Genomic DNA, 16,512 nt, shown 5'->3' with positions numbered 1-16,512 from the left:
CGTGCGAGATGCCGCACTGGTCCGCCGAACTCGACGAGACCACCAGCAGGACCCGGAGGGCGACCGATGAGCACCGACCAGAACCCACGCACCGCCGTCGTGCTCACCGGGGTGGGGCGCTACGCCGACCCGTGGCATGACTTCGCGGGCACCTCGGCCGAGATCGTGAAGCGACTCGGGGAGCTGGGCCTGTCCGCCACGATCAGCGGCACCGACGAGGCGACCTTCTCGTTCGACGACGTGTCCCTGCTCGTGGTCGATGCCGGTGGGGGCAGCACGCCCGCACCCGACCTGGCGGAAGGGCATGCGCGTGAGGCGGTGCTCGGGTTCGCTCGCGCCGGCCGGCCGGTCCTGGCCACGCACGCGGCATCCAACACCTTCTTCGAGACGCCCGAGTGGGCCGAGGTCCTCGGTGGCCGATGGGTGCCGGGTATCTCGATGCACCCGCCCCTGGACACCACCGTGGTGCGGGTGACCGGCGCCGACCACCCGATCGCCGCGGGTCTTGGCGACTTCGAGGTCACCGACGAGCGGTACTCCTACCTCGAGACCGCGCCGGACGTGACCGTCCTCGTCACCCACACCCACGACGAGCAGGACCATCCGCTCGTCTGGGCGCGCGAGCATGGCGACGCCCGCGTGGTCTACGACGCTTTCGGCCATGACCCACGGGCCTACGCCCAAGCCGGGCGTATCGAACTCCTGCGTCGCGAGGTGGACTGGCTGCTGCGCCGGACCGGATGACGCAACTCCACCCGCGGGTCAGGTGACGGCGCCGACGTGCCAGGGGATGAACTCCTCCTGGCCGATGTCGAGGTCCTCGCTGACGGTCTGCTCACCGGAGGCCACCGCGATGATCTTCTCGAAGATCTCCCGGCCCACGTCCTCCAAGGAAGCCGTGCCGTCGACGATCCGGCCGCAGTTGATGTCCATGTCCTCGGACATCCGGTCGAACATCTCGGTGTTCGTGGCGAGCTTGATCGACGGCGTCGGCTTGCATCCGAACACCGAGCCACGGCCGGTGGTGAAGCAGACCACCGTCGCGCCACCGGCCACCAGCCCGGTCACCGAGACCGGGTCGTAGCCGGGGGTGTCCATGAACGTGAATCCCTTGTCCGTGATGGGCTCCGCGTACTCGTAGACCGCCGTCATCTCGGCCGTGCCGCCCTTGGCGACCGCGCCGAGGGACTTCTCCAGGATCGTGGTGAGCCCGCCGGCCTTGTTGCCCGGGGACGGATTGTTGTCGAGGGTGCCCTCGCCGGCCTCGGTGTAGGCCTTCCACCACTCGATCCGGTCCAGCAGCTTCTGACCCACCTCGGGGGTCGTGGCCCGGCGGGTGAGCAGGTGCTCGGCGCCGTACACCTCGGGGGTCTCGGCGAGCACGGACGTCGCACCGGCCGCCACGAGCATGTCCGAGGCCACGCCGAGCGCCGGGTTCGCGGTGATCCCGGAGTAGCCGTCGGAGCCGCCGCAGTTCAGGCCGAGGACCAGGTGGGAGATGTCCGCGGGGGCGCGGGTGGCCTCGTTGACCCGGGGCAGCATCTCCTTGATCTTCTCGACGCCGGCCCGCACCGTGGCGCGCACGCCGCCGCTGTCCTGGATGGTCATGGTCTCCACGAGCAGCCCTTCGGGCAGGTCCAGGCCCTCCGCGAGGGAGGAGACCGGGATCATCTCGCAGCCGAGGCCGAGGACCAGCAGCCCGCCGAAGTTCGGGTGCTGGGCGTACCCGCGCAGGGTCCGCAGCAGCATCTGCCCGCCCTCGGAGGCGGGCACCAGGCCGCAGCCGCTCTGGTGGGTGATGGCCATGACGCCGTCGACGTTCGGGTAGGCGTCCATGGCCACGCCACGGAACTGGTCCGCGATCATCTTGGCCGCGCTCGCCGAGCAGTTCACCGACGTGATCACGCCGATGAAGTTGCGGGTGGCCACGCGTCCGTCCGCGCGGTGATAGCCGAGGAACGTCCGGGGCAGGTCCGCCGGTGCCTCGGGCGTGACCCGGGCGGTGCCGAACTCGTGTTCGCGCTCGGTGGCATCCATGCCCAGGTTGTGGGAGTGGATGTGCTCGCCGGCCGCGATCGGCGCGGTCGCGCGGCCGATGGACTGCCCGTACTTGAGAACCTGTCCGCCCTCGGCCACGTCCCGGACGGCGACCTTGTGCCCCCGGGGCACGTCCACCAGGACGGTCAACGGTGCGCCGTCGGCCAGCGTCAGGGAGGTTCCGGTGGCGAGGTCGCGGGTGGCGACGGCCACGGAGTCGTCGGGGCGCAGCAACAGGGCGACGTCGCGCAGGGGCAGGGGCAGGTCGGTCATCGTGAGCCTTTGCAGACGAGGGACGGCAAACGTGCCGCAACCGTTCCCACCATATATGAGAAACCGCTTCCCGATGACGGGTCAGGCCTCGGCGGTGGGCGGCGGGGCCCGGCAGAAGTGGCCAGGGCCCGCGGTGGCGGTACGTTAACGGGGTGACGTCTCGAATCGCCGTGTGCCCGGGTTCCTTCGACCCGGTGACCCTGGGACACCTCGACATCGTGCGCCGGGCGCTCACCCTCTTCGACGAGGTCGTGGTGGTCATCGGCATCAACGCCGCCAAGACCACCCTGCTCACTGTGGACCAGCGCCGGGATCTGTTCTCCGCGGCCGTCACGGATCTGCCCGGCGCGCGGGTGCTCACCGCGCCCGGCCTGATCGCGGACGTGTGCCGGGACCTGGGTGCGTCGGCCATCGTCAAGGGCCTGCGAGGCGGCGCGGACTTCGACTCCGAGCAGCCGATGTCACTGATGAACCGGCACCTGGCCGGTGTCGAGACCGTCTACCTGAGCAGCGAGGCGACCCTCGCGCACATCTCCTCCTCCATGGTGAAGGAGGTGGCCCGTTACGGCGGGGAGATCACCGACCTCGTCCCACCCGGCGTGGCCGACGCCGTATACACCGCGCTGGGCACCGTCCCGAGCGCACGCCTGACCGAGAGCAAGGAAGACCCCAGATGAGTACTGCAGCCGAGCACGGGGAGTCGCTCGTCGCGATCCTCGACGAGCTCTCCGACCTGGTCGCCTCGGCGCGGTCGATGCCGATGTCCGCGTCCGCGCTGGTGAACCGGGCCGAGGTCCTGGAGCTGGTCGAGTCCGCCAAGGCGGTCCTGCCGAGCCAGATCTCCCAGGCCGACACCGTCGTCGCGGACGCCGACGCCGTCCTGGAGCGTGCCCGCTCCGAGGCCGGACGGATCGTCGAGAAGGCCAAGGAGCGCGCCGCGGACCTCGTCTCCAAGGAGAGCGTGGTGAAGGACGCGAACGCCAAGGCGGAGCAGATCATCGCCGACGCGAAGGCCTCCGCGGAGAGGCTGTCCCGCGAGGCCGACGACTACTGCGACCGTCAGCTCGCCCAGTTCGAGATCGACCTGAACGCGATCAACACCCAGGTCGCGGCCGGCCGGGCCCGACTCGTGGAGCGCAACCGCAGCCGCGCGGTGCGTGAGGACGCCGCCGACGATCAGGGTCCCACCCGCGTCGGCCCCGCCAACCCACCCCGCCGGCTCGCGACGAAGGACCGCGCGGGCAACCACCAGGGTCCGCGCGGCGGTCAGGAGAAGTCATGAGCCACACCCCGCAGAGCCCGTTCGTGATCAGCACGCACGACCTCGGCAGGCGCCCCGGATCGATGCGCGAGCTGAACCTGACCGTTCCGGCCGCGGAGCTGATGGGCACCGAGGTCATCGGCGTCCAGGCCGGCAACCCCATCGAGCTCGACCTGCGTCTCGAGGCCGTGATGGAGGGCGTGCTGGTCACCGGCACCGCTGAGACCGAGGCGACCGGTGAGTGCGTGCGCTGCCTGCGCGACATCATCCACGACGTCGAGGTGGACCTGACCGAACTGTTCGCCTACGCCGGCGGGCGCCACCCGAAGATCGAGGAGGAGGACGGGGAGGCGGAGCCGCTCAAGGAGATGAACGGCGAACTGCTCGACCTCGAGGAGACGGTGACGGACGCCGTCGTGCTGTCCCTGCCGTTCCAGCCGCTGTGCCGCCCGGACTGCCCGGGCCTGTGCCCCGAGTGCGGGATCCGACTCGAGGACGCCGAGCCCGGGCACGCCCACGAGATCCTGGACCCGCGCTGGGCCGCGCTGAGCGGTCTGACCGCCGCCGAGGACTCCGCAGAAGCCGCAGCGAGCGACCGACCCAAGCCCGGCCCGGGCCCGGAGGCGCGCGGATGAACGCCGCGGACGACCAGGCGGTCGACGTCTCCGCCCCGAGCGCGACGAGGCTGATGGCGTCCCTGGGCATCGAGCTCGATCCCGAGCTCCTCGTCCTCGCCCTGACCCACCGCTCGTTCGCCCACGAGGCCGGCGGGATCCCGACGAACGAACGGCTGGAGTTCCTCGGCGACGCGGTCCTCGGTGTCGTGGTGACCGAGCACCTCTACCGGGCCCACCCGGACCTGTCCGAGGGCGACCTGGCCAAGATGCGTGCCGCGACCGTCTCCCAGCGGGCGCTCGCGGCGACCGCCCGCGGCATCGACCTGGGCGACTACCTCCTGCTCGGCAAGGGCGAGACCGGCACCGGCGGCCGGGACAAGGACTCGATCCTGTCCGACACGCTCGAGGCCGTGATCGGTGCCGTCTACCTGTGCCACGGGCTCGAACTCACCCGGGCGATGGTGCAGCGCCTCGTCGGACCCACCCTGCAGGCCGCGGCGGACCTCGGGGCCGGTCTGGACTGGAAGACCAGCGTGCAGGAGCTGGCAGCCAACCGTGGCCTCGGCGCCCCCGTGTACGACGTCTCCGGCACCGGGCCCGACCACGAGCGCTCGTTCACCGCCCGGCTGCTCCTCGGCGACGTCGCCTGGGGCGAGGGTGAGGGATCCTCGAAGAAGATCGCCGAGCAGAACGCGGCCGAGCAGGCGTACCGCGCATTGGCCGCCGAGCGGGACTGAGGGTGCCCGAACTCCCCGAGGTCGAGACCGTCCGGGCCGGCCTCGCCGACCACGTACTCGGCCGCCGCATCACCGCCGTCGAGGTGCTCCGGGACCGCGCCGTGCGGCATCAGGAGGGCGGCGCCGACGAACTCACCGCGATGCTGACCGACCGGACGCTCAGCGCCGCCGTGCGCCGCGGCAAGTTCCTCTGGCTCACCCTGGACGGCCCTGACGGCGTCGCCGAGGACCACGCCCTCCTGGCCCACCTCGGCATGAGCGGCCAGCTGCTCGTCTCGGGTGCGAGCGCGCCCGGCGCCGATCGCAACCCGCACCTGCGCGCGCGCGTCGGCTTCGCCGACGGCTCCGAACTGCACTTCGTGGACCAGCGCACCTTCGGCTACCTCACCGTGGTGCCGCTCGTGCCCACGCCCGACGGCGGCCCCGGCGGTTTCGCAGGCACGTCGCCCGATCGGGCGTACCTGCCGGCGCCCGTGGCGCACATCGCGAGGGACCTGCTCGACCCACTGCTGACCGCCCTCGACGCAACCCCGACGCCGGCTCGGAGGGCACTGAACCGGCGGATCCGCTCCGGGTCGCGCGGCATCAAGCGCGTGCTGCTGGACCAGGAGACGGTCTCCGGCGTCGGCAACATCTATGCCGACGAGGCACTCTGGCGGGCCCGGCTGCACTACGCCCGGCCCACGGACCGGCTCCGTGCCGGCCAGGTCGCGGAGGTCCTGGACGCCGCCACCGAGGTGATGACCGAGGCACTCGTGGCCGGCGGCACCAGCTTCGACGCCCTGTACGTCAACGTGAACGGGGCGAGCGGCTACTTCGACCGGTCCCTGGCCGTGTACGGGCGGGAGGGTGAGCCGTGCCCGCGGTGCGGCACCGCCATCGTGCGGGAGGCCTTCATGAACCGGTCCTCGTACTTCTGCCCGCGCTGCCAGCGGCGGCCCCGAGAACGCTCGGCCGGCCACTGAGCGAGCGGGTGGTGCCACCCGAGAAGCGGGAGCCGGCCAGCCATCACGGTCCCGTCACCGCAGGCAGGCCCAACACTCCTCGCGCAGCACGCTCCGCGAGCTCGACATCGTGTGGAGGCTGGCCACCTCCATGGATGCCGACGGCTTCGAGCACGGCGAGGAAGGCGGACGCGGTGCTGTGCGCCGGGGGACCGTCCGGAATCCGGCCGGTGGCCCGGCCCTGCGTGATGAGTTCGGCGCACCAGGTCTCGAGGTCTCCGACCGCGTCGGCAACAGCCGTGCCAACCGGATGATCCTGTCCGAGGAACTCGATGCGAAGCGTCAGCATCACTTGTGCGATGGGGCGGCGGCAGAAGAGCGCATGCGCTCTTGCGACCGCGAGCAGGGCTTCGTCGGGCTCGCTCTGGTCCTTGCCGCACCGCCCTACTTCGGCATCCCAGAGTCCGGCGACCCATTCCACGACCGCCAGTGCGAGCTCGTCCTTGCCCGCGAACTGGTGGTACACCGCTCCGCGTGTGTAGCCCGCGTCGCGCGCGACCTGCTCGAGGACGAGCCCGGCGTAGCCGGCAGCCGAGAGTCGGATCGCGGCCGCCTCGATGAGCGCGCTCCGGGACAGCGCCCGGCGCTCCACCTGCGTACGCCGGACCGGGAGCTCCTCGGTCATGAGACCGCTCCGCCCTGTGCTTGCGATCGAGCACGGCGCGGAGCCAGCGCGACCGCGAACGCGATCGTGGCGACGGTGAACGTCACCAGCGGCGGCCCCGGGATCAGCACCACGGCGACGGCAAGCAGTGCGGCGCTGCTGACCAGCGCCACGACGCCGAACCGAAGACCGCGCTCGGGCCCGGACCGGACGAGATCCGCGATCATCCACAGCAGGACACCCACGACGATCATCGTCAGGCCCATGGCCAGGCTCACGCCACGGTTCAACAGCTCGGCATTGAGCGTCGCGGGCCCCACCTGGATGTTGGAAGCCCGCATCGCCGCCGTCAGCTCAGGATCCACGGGGAGTACGAACTCCAGGATGTCGTGCGCCACGCCGGTGAACACCCATGCGATCGCGCCGACCCGGAACGCCGTCCACCTCATCCCGGCTCTCCCGGAAGGTGCGGCCGGCCCTGCGTATCCGTGCTCTGCCTTGGGGGCCGCACGATTCGCCTGCACACCACTCATCGTCTTCACCTCATATCCACGGCGACGGTCGCCTGCTTCCACCATACATACATGCGTGTCTGTATGTAAGTGAGGCGAACGTCCGGTCGCAGTGATCCAGGTCATCCGGGCTGGGTTGACGTATTGAACGTTCGGATGGTCTCGATCCTCAGGGAGCGGCTCAGGCCACCCGAGATGCCAGCAGCGCCGCGACCCGGTCCAGCTGGCTCGGGTCCTCCAGGGCGGACCCGAGCGAGACCACGCGGGCGCCGGCGTCCAGGTACTCGGCCGCGTTCGCTGCGTTGATGCCGCCTGTGGCCACGATCTTGACGCCCGGGAACGGGGCCAGGACTGCCTTGATCCAGGCCGGGCCGAGCACGGACGCGGGGAACGCCTTCACCCAGGCCAGGCCGAGCTTGCCCGCCTGCTGGATCTCCGACGACGTCGACACCCCCGGCACGTGCGGCACCCCGAGCTCCATGCTGCGAGCGATGACCTCCGGGTCGAAGCCCGGCGCCACCGTGAAAACGGCGCCGACCTGGTGTGCGAGGTCCACCTGCTCGACCGTGATGACGGTGCCTGCGCCGACCTCCGCGCCGCGCTCGCGTGCCGCCGCCACGGCCGCCTCGAGCGAGGGCACGGCGTCGGGGGTCTGGATCGGGACCTCCACCTGGGTCAGGCCGAGGTCCCACGCGCGGGTGCACAGCTCGACGGTGCGCGCGGGGGAGTAGCCACGCAGGATCGCCATCACCGGCACCGCCGCGTAGGCGGCGTCGAAGTAGGCGGTGAACGGGTGCACGGTGGGCGTGGTCACGTCAGGCTCCTGGGTGGGTTCGAGGGATGGGGACCGGTGGTCACCGCGCCACGTCCTCGGCGGCGGCGAACGCGGCCAGCTCGTGCCGGTAGGGCAGGTGCTCGCAGTCGCCGGGCACGGTGACGGCGTAGGCGCCGGTGCGGGCGGCCGTGGTCAGGCACTGGGCGGGGTCGGCGCCGGCGAGCAGGTCGGCGAGGTAGCCGCCGACGAACGCATCGCCCGCGCCGACCGGGTCCACCGCGTGCACCGGCACCGGGGGAGCGACGTGCTCGACTCCGTCGACCATGGCGACGGCGCCGCGGGGGCCGTCCTTGATGATCACCGCGGTCGGCCCGAGGGCGACCACCGCGCGAGCCAGGGTCAGCGGGTCCGCGTCATCGTTCGGTGCGTCGAGCACCAGGCGGGCCTCCTCCGGTCCGGCGAACACGAGGTCCGCGCGGGCGACGAGGTCGCGCAGCACCGGCGCCGCTTCCTGCGCCGACCAGAGTTTCGCGCGGTGGTTGACGTCCACCGACACCAGCACGCCGGCGGCGCGGGCGACGTCGACGGCGTAGAACGTCGCCTCCCGTGCGCCCGCGCTCAGGGCCGGGGTGATGCCGGTGACATGCAGCACGCCTGCGCCGGCGATCAGGTCCTGGGGCAGGTCCGAAGGGCGCAGCCGGGATCCGGCGCTGCCGGCCCGGTGGTAGTCCACCCGAACCCCGGCGCTGGTGCGCCGCGAGGAGATCATGAGACCGGTGAACGCGGCGTCGCGCAGCGCCCGCGTCGCCACCCCCTCGGCACGCAACCGTCGCTCGATGAGGTCACCGACGCCGTCGGGTCCCACCCGGCCCACCCAGGTGACGTCGGCGCCGAGGCGGGCGGCCGCGATGGCGACGTTGCTCTCGGCTCCGGCGAGCTTCAGGGAGAGCGGACGGACGCCGTCGAGCAGGCCGATGCCCTCGGCGTCGAGGCGGCCCATCGTCTCGCCGAACGTGAGCAGGGTGCGGCTGTGCATGGATCCTGAGCGTACTTGTGGATCCGCTGCCGGCCGCACCCTGGTCACCTGATGGAACGCGTCAGCGGTCGACGCGGGCGCTCCCGCCGCCGGCGAGCTTGAGCACCTCGGCCTTGGTGACCATGGTGGTGTCGCCCGGGGTGGTCATGGCGAGCGCCCCGTGGGCGGCGCCGTACTCGACGGCGGTGCTCAGCGGCTCGCCCTCGAGGAGACCGAAGATCAGGCCGGAGGCGAAGGAGTCCCCACCGCCGACACGGTCCAGGATCTCCAGGTGCGGCCGGTGCGTGGCCTGGGCGAAGCCCTCCTCCTTGCTCCACGCGATCGCGCCCCAGTCGTTGTCCGAGGCGGAGTGCACGGTGCGCAGGGTGTTCCCGATGACCTGGAAGTTCGGGTAGGCGGCCGAGGCGGTCGCGATCATCGACTGGAACTTCGAGATATCCAGGTCGGAGAGGTTCTCGTCGACGCCCTCGACCTCGAAGCCGAGCGAGGCCGTGAAGTCCTCCTCGTTGCCGATCATGACGTCGATGTGCCCCGCGATCGCCTTGTTGACCTCCTGTGCCTTGGCCTGGCCGCCGATCGACTTCCACAGGCTCGGCCGGTAGTTGAGGTCGTAGGAGACCACGGTGCCGTGCTTCTTGGCGGCGGTCACGGCCTCCACGACCACCTCGGCGGTGGACTCGCTCAGCGCGGCGAAGATCCCGCCGGTGTGCAGCCAGCGGACGCCGAGCTCACCGAACAGGTGGTCCCAGTCGATGTCGCCCGGCTTCAGCTGGCTGGTGGCGGTGTTGCCGCGGTCGGAGACCCCGACGGCGCCGCGCACGCCGAAGCCGCGCTCGGTGAAGTTCAGGCCGTTGCGGACCTCGCGACCGATGCCGTCGTAGGGCACCCACTTGATGAACTGGGTGTCGACGCCGCCCTGGAGGATGAAGTCCTCCACGAGGCGGCCCACCTCGTTCTCGGCGAGCGCGGTGACAACGGCGGCGCGCAGCCCGAACGCGCGGCGCAGGCCGCGGGCGACGTTGTACTCGCCGCCGCCCTCCCAGGCGCGGAACTGGCGGGTGGTGCGGATGCGTCCCTCGCCCGGGTCGAGTCGCAGCATCACCTCACCGAGGGAGACGATGTCGTAGCGGCACTCGGCGGCGGGGCGGATGGTCAGGCTCATGGCTGGGGGTCCTCCGTGGACGGTTGCGGGTTCGTGGGGAGCGGGCGCGGCTCAGCCGCGGACGAGGGCGACGGCCTCGGCGGTCAGGGCGGTGATCTCGTCGAAGGCGCCGGCGGCGACCTTGTCCCGGGGGACCATCCAGCTGCCGCCGATGGCCAGCACCGCGGAGACGGCCGTGTACTCGGCAACGTTCTTCGGGCCGATGCCGCCGGTCGGGACGAACTTCAGACCGGCGAACGGGGCGGACAGCGCCTTGATCGCGGCGGCGCCGCCGGAGGTCTCGGCGGGGAAGAACTTCACGGCGGTCAGGCCCTCGGCGAGAGCGGCCTGCACCTCGGTGGCGGTGACCGCGCCGGGCAGGGCGAGTACACCCCGCTCCTTGGCGCGGCGCACGACGGCGGTGGACAGCCCGGGGGAGACGATGTAGCTGGCCCCGGCGTCCACGGCGGCGTCGACCTGCTCGGCGGTCAGGACGGTGCCGGCGCCGACGAGCATGCCGTCGATGGCGGACATCGCCTTGATCGACGCCACGGCGGCGTCGGTGCGGAACGTCACCTCGGCCACGGGCAGGCCGCCGGCGATCAGCGCGTGCGCCAGCGGAGCGGCGTCCTTGGCGTCGTCGAGGACGACGACCGGCACGAGCCGGGCGGCGGCGATCTGGTCGAGCAGTTCGGTCATGGGAGAGAGCCTTCCGCGAATCAAAACGTTTTCAGGATTGGTCTTGACCAGCGACGCTAGCACGGTAAGGATGGGGCGACAAGGGTGGATGTAAACGTTTGTGGCGATCGGTCGGAGGTGCGAATGGCGGAGGGTGTGGTCACGATCCACGACGTCGCGCGGGAGGCCGGCGTCTCCATTGCGACGGTGTCGCGTGCCCTCGCCGGCTCCACCACCGTGGCCGCGGCCACCGCGGACCGGGTCCGCCGGGCGGCCGCCGCGCTCGGCTACGAACCGAACCGGGCCGCCCGCGCGCTCGTCACCGGCCGGGGCCAGTCCGTGGGCCTGGTCATCCCCGACCTGGAGAACCCGTTCTACTCCTCGGTGGCCAAGGGCATGCAGAACCGGGTTCGGGCAGCCGGTCTGACCGCGATCATCGCCGACACCGACGAGGACGTCGACCGCGAGCGGGAGGTCCTCGGGCAGCTCGCCGCGGACGTGGACCGGATGATCCTGGCCTCCCCGCGCGCCGCCGACGCCGACCTGCTCGCGCTCGCCGCGCGCAGCCGCATCGTGCTGATCAACCGGTCGCTGCCCGGGGTCCCGGCCGTCACCGCGGACAACGCCGACGGCATCCGGCAGGCCGTGGGGCACCTGCTCGCCCTCGGCCACACCCGGATCGGGTACGCCGGCGGGCCGGCGACGTCGTGGTCGGACGCCGAGCGGCGCGCCGGCCTGACCGTCGCGGTGGATGCCTGGCGGGCCCAAGACCGGGACGTGACGATCGTGGACCTCGGCGCGTTCCGACCGGGGCCGGCCGGCGGCGTGGCGGCCGCGGACCTGGCCATCGCCGAGGGCGTCACGGCGGTCCTGGTGTTCAACGACCAGCTCGCCCTCGGGCTGCTCGGGCGCCTCGGCGAACGTGGCGTCGGCGTCCCGGAGGCGATGAGCGTCGTCGGCTTCGACGACGTACCGGTCGCCCGCCTGCTCGCCCCGGCCCTGACCACGGTGGCGGTCCCGGCGCAGCGGATGGGTGCGGCGGCCGTGGACCTGCTCCTTGCCGAGGTGCCGCCGGAGGGCGCAGCGGCGCGCGTGCCGGAGCCCGGCCCGCGCGTGGTGCCGGTGGAGCTGCAGGTGCGGCGCTCCACTGCGCAGGTTCCGCGAGGCTGACTCGGCCCCGCGCCGCTCGCCGAGAAGGGCTGCTGCGTGCCGTTCCGCTCGCCCGGTCCGCACTCTCCGGGCGTCGCCGGGCCGATAGGCTCGCAGCCATGACGGATCCGGTGCGCGTGATGATTGTCGATGACCACGAGGTGGTGCGGCGGGGCATCGCCGAGGTGATCGAGCGTTCGGAGGGGCTGACCGTGGTCGGCGAGGCGTCCTCGGTCGCCGAGGCGCATCGCCGCGTGCCGCTGGTCCGCCCGGATGTGCTGCTCGTGGACCTGCAGCTTCCGGACGGCACCGGGCTGGACATCATCACCGAGGCCGCGCGGGTGCTGCCGGAAGCGCGGGCGGTGGTACTGACCTCCTTCGACGACGACGACGCGGTCGCCGCGGCCCTGGCCGCCGGGGCGAAGGCGTTCGTGCTCAAGTCCGTGCGCGGCGCCGAGATCGCGGACGTGATCCGGGCCGTCGCAGCCGGACGGACGCTGCTCGACGACCGGACCGTGACCCGCCGCCAGGACGCCCACCCGGACCCGACGGCGGACCTGACCCCGAGCGAGCTGAAGGTGCTCGACCTGATCGGGGAGGGCCTGTCGAACCGCGAGATCGCGGACCGGCTCGGGGTGGCCGAGAAGACCGTCAAGAACCACATCACGTCGCTGCTCGCGAAGATGGGCCTGCAGCGACGCACCCAGGTGGCCGCCTGGGTGGCCGCCCACCGTGGTGGCCGGTGGCGGGCACCGAGCGAGGGGCAGCACTGATGACCACCGACGAGACTGCGACCGCGGGCCCGGGCTCGGCGGATTCCGACCTGCGCGCGCGGGTCGCGGACCTGATGCCCCAGGCGCTGACCGATCTCGCCGAACTGGTGGCCTACCGGTCGGTCGCCGACCCCGCCGTCGAGGATCCCGAGCAGTGCCGGCTGGCCGCACAGTGGGTCGCGGACGCGTTCGCCGGACTCGGCCTGGCCGACGCCGCCCTGGTGCGCACCCCGGACGGCACGGACGCCGTGATCGCGCACCACGAGGGACCGGCCGGCGGGCCCCGGGTACTCCTCTACGCCCACTACGACGTGCAGCCCGCGTCCAACACGCAGGACTGGGCCACCGACCCGTTCACCCTCACCGAGCGGGACGGTCGGTTCTACGGGCGCGGCGCCGCGGACTGCAAGGGCAGCATCATCGCCCACCTGACCGCGCTGCGCGCGCTCCGGTACGACGGCGAGTACCCGGTCTCCCTGACCGTTGTCATCGAGGGGTCGGAGGAGCAGGGCACGGGCGGCCTCGAGCAGTACGTGCAGGCCCACCCCGAGGAGTTCGCCGCCGACGTGATCCTGATCCAGGACACCGGTAACGTGACGGTCGGGCAACCGACCCTGACCGTCTCGCTGCGCGGCGTGGTGGACGTCATCGTCCGGGTCGAGGCGGTTGCCGGGGAACTGCATTCCGGTGCCTTCGGCGGTGCCGCGCCGGACGCGCTCGCCGCCCTCATCGCGATCCTGGCGACCCTGCGTGACGCCGACGGCAACACCACCGTCCGCGGGCTGGCCAGCGACGGGGTCTGGGACGGTGTCCCGTACCCCGAGGACGCCTTCCGCGCCGAGGCCGGCATCCTGCCCGGCGGACGCCGGCTCGGCTCGGGCACCGTGGCCGATCAGGTCTGGTCCCGCCCCGCCCTCACCGTGATCGGCCTGGATGCCCCCGCCGTCGTCGGGTCCGTCGCCGCGATCCAGCCCCGCGCCGCCGCGCGTCTGAACCTGCGGGTCCCGCCCGGCGTGGACCCCGACGAGGCGGAACGGTTGCTGCGGGCCCACCTGGCCGATGTCGCCCCGTGGGGCGTGCAGGTGACCACCGAGTCCGGCGGCAACGGGCGTCCCTACCGCGCGGACACCAACACGTCCACGTTCGCGGCGCTGCACGAGGCGCTCGGCGACTCCTTCGGCAAGCCCACCGTGACCTCCGGCCAGGGCGGCTCGATCCCGCTGACCGCGGCCCTGGCCGCCGCCCAGCCGGACGCCTCCATCGTGATGCTCGGCCTTGCCGATCCCGCGAGCCTCATGCACGCCCCGAACGAGAGCGTGCACCCCGGCGAGATCGAGCACACCGCCCTCGGCGTGGCCATGTTCCTGCGCCGCCTGGGTCTCGCGGGGGCCGGTGAGGCCCATCCTCGGGCAACCGGGGACCTCGACCCCACCGGGTGAGTCCTGCCGCACGGCGCGGGTCTGGCATCTTGGCCACCGCCGCGGCGACGGTCGCGCGCAATCGGAGCATCTACCTGCGCACGACCGTGGCACTCCAGGCTGCGACCGTGCTCGTCGTGGTACCGATCGCCGCGCTGCTCCTTCGTGCGGCGCTCACGGCGGCCGGACTGACGGCGTTGACGGAGGCCTCGGCCGTCCGGCTGCTCACCCACCCGGTCTCGTTCCTGCTGCTGTTGCTGCTCGCCGCCGTGGCGAGCGTCGCCGTCCTGATCGGGCAGGGCGTCCTGATCCTGATCGGCACCCGGTTGCGGGATGAGGCCATCCTGCATCCGCGAGCCATCGGCGCCGAGCTGGCGGCCGTGAGCCGGCGCCTCCTCGGCCCACAACTCCTGGTGTTCGTCGCGTACGCGTTCCTGCTCGTGCCACTGGGCGGCCTCGAGGTCGGCGCCTTCCTGACCCGCGGCGTCGAACTCCCGCCGTTCATCGCCAGTGAACTGCGCAAGACGGTCGTCGGCACGCTCCTCTGGATGCTGGGCGCCGTGATCGTGCTCTACCTCAACCTGCGGCTGGTCCTGGTCCCGACGGTGCTGCTCACGAGCCGGGTGTCCGTGCTCGCGGCCCTCGCGAGCAGCTGGCGAATGACCCGTGGTCAGAGCGCCCGGGTGGTCGGCCTGTTCGCCGGTGCCTGGACCGTCTTCGCCGTGGTCCTCGGTGGCCTGGTGGTGCTGATCCTGTTCGCCGTGCGGCTGGCCGACGCCGTGTGGCCGCCGGCCTCCCCACTGGTCGCGGGATTGACCTTCACCGTCGCGCAGGTGGCCGTGCTGGTCGTCAGCGGTCTCATCGTCGCGGTGCTGACCCAGGCCCTGGTGGTCCTGGCGGCCCAGCGTCGTGAGCACGGCGGCGACATCGACTGGTTGACCACTGCCCCGCTCGGCGCGACACCCGCACATCCTCGGCGCGGGGCGTCCCGTGCCGCAGGATGGGTACCCCGGTGGGCCGGGATGCCCGGTGGTAGGGCCACGGCGGTGGCGGTGCTCGGCGCCGTCCTCGCCGTGGCGATCACCGTCAACACCACGGTCATGATCGCCGTCCGCGACGACGTGACGACGGCGGTCATCGCGCACCGGGGGGTGACGGACGACGCGGTCGAGAACACCCTCGACGCCCTCGAAGCGGCGGCGGCCCTGGGTGCGGACTACGTGGAGCTCGACGTGCAGCAGGCCGCCGACGGCGGGCTGGTGGTCGTGCATGACACCAACCTGCGTCGTATCGCCGGCATCAACAGGTCGGTGTTCGAGATGACGACGGCGGAGCTGACCGGGACCACGGTCAGGCAGGGCGGGCACACCGCGACCATCCCCACCTTCGAGGAGTTCGTGACCCGAGCCGCCGAACTGGACATCGCGGTCCTGGTGGAACTGAAGATCCACGGGCGCGAACAGGGGGACTACGTCGGTGACGTCGTGGCCGTGCTGGTGGCCCACGGCCTGGTCGAGACCGCCCGCGTCCAGTCTTTCGACATCGCGCTGGTGAACGAGATCGAGGACAGGTTCGGGGAGGTCACGACCGGCTGGGTGGTGGCCTTCCACCGGGGCCGCCTGGACCCCGGGCGCGCGGACTTCGTCGCCCTCGAGGAGTCCTCGTACACACCGCGGATCCTGAGTGAGGCCCACGCCGCCGGCGCGCAACTGCTGTTGTGGACGGTCACCGACCCGGCCGCGATGCGCCGATTCGTGCGCGATGGTGTCGACGGACTGATCACCAGCGATCCCGCCGGCGCCCTGGATCAGCGCGCCGCGGTCGCCGCGGACACCTCACTCGCACGCCGCCTCGAGGACGAGTTGCACAAGCTCGTCGGCTGGTGGTGAGTTGTCGCGCCAGGTCTGACCGGGTCCCGCACAGCTTCGGCGCGCACCGCGCCAGAGGTCAACCGATCAGGGCGCGTAGCGCGGTGATGTCTGCCGGCACGTGGACAGGATCAAGGATGCTGTCGGGCAATTGGCCGAGGCGTTCGCCGTCAAGCAGCAGGCGGCCGGTCGGGCCGCCGTTGATGAGGTACTGGCCAGGCGCGAACTCGGTCAGGAACATCACGTAGTCAGCCTCGGGCTGCAGCATCGGATCGCCGTCGACGACGTATCGGTCGCATGCCACGTCACCGCCGGTCTGGCGAACGATGATCTCCTCGTCCGCCTGCCCCGTGAGGATTCGGGTGACTCGCGCCGAGAAGTCGGTGAAGGGCACTGAACTGACGTCGGAATCGATGAGACCGGTATCGGCGACCCCGGTGACTCTCACCTCGACGACGACGTCCGCAGCCTCGACCATCTCGTCGATCGTCGGGTAGGCGTCGGCCCAACTCGCCGCCATGACGACCTGATCACCGCCACCACAGCAGGCCGACCCACCCAGCGCGAGACTCGCCGTCGCGAACAGTGCCGTGACCCATCGCCACATACCTTCCCAGTGTGCCGAACCG

General features: G+C 71.9%; 18 protein-coding genes. 10 read left to right on the top strand and 8 right to left on the bottom strand.

Going from position 1 to position 16,512, the window contains the following annotated elements; genetic code table 11:
• Positions 1 to 66 precede the first annotated feature (66 nt).
• Complete coding sequence (locus tag KCQ71_RS20620) at positions 67 to 744, top strand: ThuA domain-containing protein (RefSeq protein WP_223409516.1); 678 nt, start codon at positions 67 to 69, stop codon at positions 742 to 744.
• 18 nt (positions 745 to 762) lie between these two features.
• On the opposite strand, the gene KCQ71_RS20615 is transcribed toward KCQ71_RS20620, so the two are convergent.
• A complete protein-coding gene (locus KCQ71_RS20615) occupies positions 763 to 2,310 on the bottom strand; it encodes a UxaA family hydrolase (protein ID WP_223409514.1) in 1,548 nt (515 codons plus the stop codon).
• Between the two features lie 152 nt (positions 2,311 to 2,462).
• Between KCQ71_RS20615 and coaD the strand changes: the two genes are divergently transcribed.
• The 5 genes from coaD to mutM are packed head-to-tail and all read left to right on the top strand — an operon-like array spanning position 2,463 to position 5,890.
• The gene (gene coaD / locus KCQ71_RS20610) at positions 2,463 to 2,987 is read left to right on the top strand and encodes a pantetheine-phosphate adenylyltransferase (protein WP_223409512.1); all 525 of its coding nucleotides are present in this window, start codon (positions 2,463 to 2,465) and stop codon (positions 2,985 to 2,987) included.
• Positions 2,984 to 3,592 carry an ATP synthase subunit B family protein gene (locus tag KCQ71_RS20605; RefSeq protein ID WP_308116669.1) on the top strand — a complete coding sequence of 203 codons (609 nt, stop codon included), beginning with the start codon at positions 2,984 to 2,986 and terminating at the stop codon, positions 3,590 to 3,592. The genes coaD and KCQ71_RS20605 overlap by 4 nt, the downstream gene beginning before the upstream one ends.
• Positions 3,589 to 4,206, top strand: coding sequence for a YceD family protein (locus tag KCQ71_RS20600; protein ID WP_223409510.1), 618 nt, complete (start codon positions 3,589 to 3,591; stop codon positions 4,204 to 4,206). The genes KCQ71_RS20605 and KCQ71_RS20600 overlap by 4 nt, the downstream gene beginning before the upstream one ends.
• Positions 4,203 to 4,925, top strand: coding sequence for a ribonuclease III (rnc, locus tag KCQ71_RS20595; RefSeq protein ID WP_372454071.1), 723 nt, complete (start codon positions 4,203 to 4,205; stop codon positions 4,923 to 4,925). The genes KCQ71_RS20600 and rnc overlap by 4 nt, the downstream gene beginning before the upstream one ends.
• 2 nt (positions 4,926 to 4,927) lie before the next feature.
• The gene (gene mutM, locus KCQ71_RS20590) at positions 4,928 to 5,890 is read left to right on the top strand and encodes a bifunctional DNA-formamidopyrimidine glycosylase/DNA-(apurinic or apyrimidinic site) lyase (protein WP_223409508.1); all 963 of its coding nucleotides are present in this window, start codon (positions 4,928 to 4,930) and stop codon (positions 5,888 to 5,890) included.
• Between the two features lie 43 nt (positions 5,891 to 5,933).
• Here the strand turns inward: mutM and KCQ71_RS20585 are convergent, their stop codons facing one another.
• The 6 genes from KCQ71_RS20585 to eda form a co-directional block, all read right to left on the bottom strand.
• Positions 5,934 to 6,554, bottom strand: coding sequence for a TetR/AcrR family transcriptional regulator (locus tag KCQ71_RS20585; RefSeq protein ID WP_223409506.1), 621 nt, complete (start codon positions 6,552 to 6,554; stop codon positions 5,934 to 5,936).
• Positions 6,551 to 6,982: an LIC_13387 family protein gene (locus tag KCQ71_RS20580; protein WP_223409502.1), complete on the bottom strand. Its 432-nt coding sequence runs from the start codon at positions 6,980 to 6,982 to the stop codon at positions 6,551 to 6,553. The genes KCQ71_RS20585 and KCQ71_RS20580 overlap by 4 nt, the downstream gene beginning before the upstream one ends.
• Before the next feature lie 244 nt (positions 6,983 to 7,226).
• Entirely contained in the window at positions 7,227 to 7,859 is a 633-nt protein-coding gene (locus KCQ71_RS20575; RefSeq protein ID WP_223409499.1) for a bifunctional 4-hydroxy-2-oxoglutarate aldolase/2-dehydro-3-deoxy-phosphogluconate aldolase, read from the bottom strand.
• 40 nt (positions 7,860 to 7,899) lie between these two features.
• Complete coding sequence (locus KCQ71_RS20570; protein ID WP_223409496.1) at positions 7,900 to 8,856, bottom strand: sugar kinase; 957 nt, start codon at positions 8,854 to 8,856, stop codon at positions 7,900 to 7,902.
• A gap of 61 nt (positions 8,857 to 8,917) precedes the next feature.
• Positions 8,918 to 10,018, bottom strand: a complete 1,101-nt coding sequence (locus tag KCQ71_RS20565; protein ID WP_223409493.1) for a sugar kinase — start codon at positions 10,016 to 10,018, stop codon at positions 8,918 to 8,920.
• Positions 10,019 to 10,069: 51 nt separating this feature from the next.
• Entirely contained in the window at positions 10,070 to 10,696 is a 627-nt protein-coding gene (gene eda, locus KCQ71_RS20560) for a bifunctional 4-hydroxy-2-oxoglutarate aldolase/2-dehydro-3-deoxy-phosphogluconate aldolase (protein ID WP_156742217.1), read from the bottom strand.
• Positions 10,697 to 10,819: 123 nt separating this feature from the next.
• Between eda and KCQ71_RS20555 the strand changes: the two genes are divergently transcribed.
• From KCQ71_RS20555 to KCQ71_RS20540, 4 genes are all read left to right on the top strand, one after another.
• Positions 10,820 to 11,845 carry a LacI family DNA-binding transcriptional regulator gene (locus KCQ71_RS20555; protein WP_223409490.1) on the top strand — a complete coding sequence of 342 codons (1,026 nt, stop codon included), beginning with the start codon at positions 10,820 to 10,822 and terminating at the stop codon, positions 11,843 to 11,845.
• A gap of 98 nt (positions 11,846 to 11,943) precedes the next feature.
• Complete coding sequence (locus KCQ71_RS20550) at positions 11,944 to 12,597, top strand: response regulator (RefSeq protein ID WP_443683137.1); 654 nt, start codon at positions 11,944 to 11,946, stop codon at positions 12,595 to 12,597.
• Positions 12,597 to 14,036, top strand: coding sequence for a dipeptidase (locus KCQ71_RS20545; RefSeq protein WP_223409487.1), 1,440 nt, complete (start codon positions 12,597 to 12,599; stop codon positions 14,034 to 14,036). Before KCQ71_RS20550 ends, KCQ71_RS20545 begins: the two co-directional genes overlap by 1 nt.
• A 29-nt stretch (positions 14,037 to 14,065) precedes the next feature.
• A complete protein-coding gene (locus KCQ71_RS20540; RefSeq protein WP_223409484.1) occupies positions 14,066 to 15,904 on the top strand; it encodes a glycerophosphoryl diester phosphodiesterase membrane domain-containing protein in 1,839 nt (612 codons plus the stop codon).
• A 58-nt stretch (positions 15,905 to 15,962) separates the two neighbouring features.
• Here KCQ71_RS20540 and KCQ71_RS20535 read toward each other — a convergent pair whose 3' ends face one another.
• Positions 15,963 to 16,490 (bottom strand): hypothetical protein, encoded by a 528-nt coding sequence (locus tag KCQ71_RS20535; RefSeq protein ID WP_223409481.1) that lies wholly within the window; start codon positions 16,488 to 16,490, stop codon positions 15,963 to 15,965.
• Positions 16,491 to 16,512: the final 22 nt, after the last annotated feature.

Source organism: Occultella gossypii (assembly GCF_019947135.1).
GTDB classification, from domain to species: Bacteria; Actinomycetota; Actinomycetes; order Actinomycetales; family Beutenbergiaceae; genus Occultella; species Occultella gossypii.
The sequence above is the reverse complement of the archived record's forward strand: the minus strand, read 5'-3'. Positions and strand labels throughout refer to the sequence as shown.

What these genes read in the sequence shown, in the direction of transcription:
- KCQ71_RS20620 (WP_223409516.1), top strand. Translation starts at nt 67, where the DNA reads ATGAGCACCGACCAGAACCCACGCACCGCCGTCGTGCTCACCGGGGTG.
- KCQ71_RS20615 (WP_223409514.1), bottom strand. Translation starts at nt 2,310, where the DNA reads ATGACCGACCTGCCCCTGCCCCTGCGCGACGTCGCCCTGTTGCTGCGC.
- KCQ71_RS20605 (WP_308116669.1), top strand. Translation starts at nt 2,984, where the DNA reads ATGAGTACTGCAGCCGAGCACGGGGAGTCGCTCGTCGCGATCCTCGAC.
- KCQ71_RS20600 (WP_223409510.1), top strand. Translation starts at nt 3,589, where the DNA reads ATGAGCCACACCCCGCAGAGCCCGTTCGTGATCAGCACGCACGACCTC.
- rnc (WP_372454071.1), top strand. Translation starts at nt 4,203, where the DNA reads ATGAACGCCGCGGACGACCAGGCGGTCGACGTCTCCGCCCCGAGCGCG.
- KCQ71_RS20585 (WP_223409506.1), bottom strand. Translation starts at nt 6,554, where the DNA reads ATGACCGAGGAGCTCCCGGTCCGGCGTACGCAGGTGGAGCGCCGGGCG.
- KCQ71_RS20580 (WP_223409502.1), bottom strand. Translation starts at nt 6,982, where the DNA reads ATGAGGTGGACGGCGTTCCGGGTCGGCGCGATCGCATGGGTGTTCACC.
- KCQ71_RS20570 (WP_223409496.1), bottom strand. Translation starts at nt 8,856, where the DNA reads ATGCACAGCCGCACCCTGCTCACGTTCGGCGAGACGATGGGCCGCCTC.
- KCQ71_RS20565 (WP_223409493.1), bottom strand. Translation starts at nt 10,018, where the DNA reads ATGAGCCTGACCATCCGCCCCGCCGCCGAGTGCCGCTACGACATCGTC.
- eda (WP_156742217.1), bottom strand. Translation starts at nt 10,696, where the DNA reads ATGACCGAACTGCTCGACCAGATCGCCGCCGCCCGGCTCGTGCCGGTC.
- KCQ71_RS20555 (WP_223409490.1), top strand. Translation starts at nt 10,820, where the DNA reads ATGGCGGAGGGTGTGGTCACGATCCACGACGTCGCGCGGGAGGCCGGC.
- KCQ71_RS20550 (WP_443683137.1), top strand. Translation starts at nt 11,944, where the DNA reads ATGACGGATCCGGTGCGCGTGATGATTGTCGATGACCACGAGGTGGTG.
- KCQ71_RS20545 (WP_223409487.1), top strand. Translation starts at nt 12,597, where the DNA reads ATGACCACCGACGAGACTGCGACCGCGGGCCCGGGCTCGGCGGATTCC.
- KCQ71_RS20535 (WP_223409481.1), bottom strand. Translation starts at nt 16,490, where the DNA reads ATGTGGCGATGGGTCACGGCACTGTTCGCGACGGCGAGTCTCGCGCTG.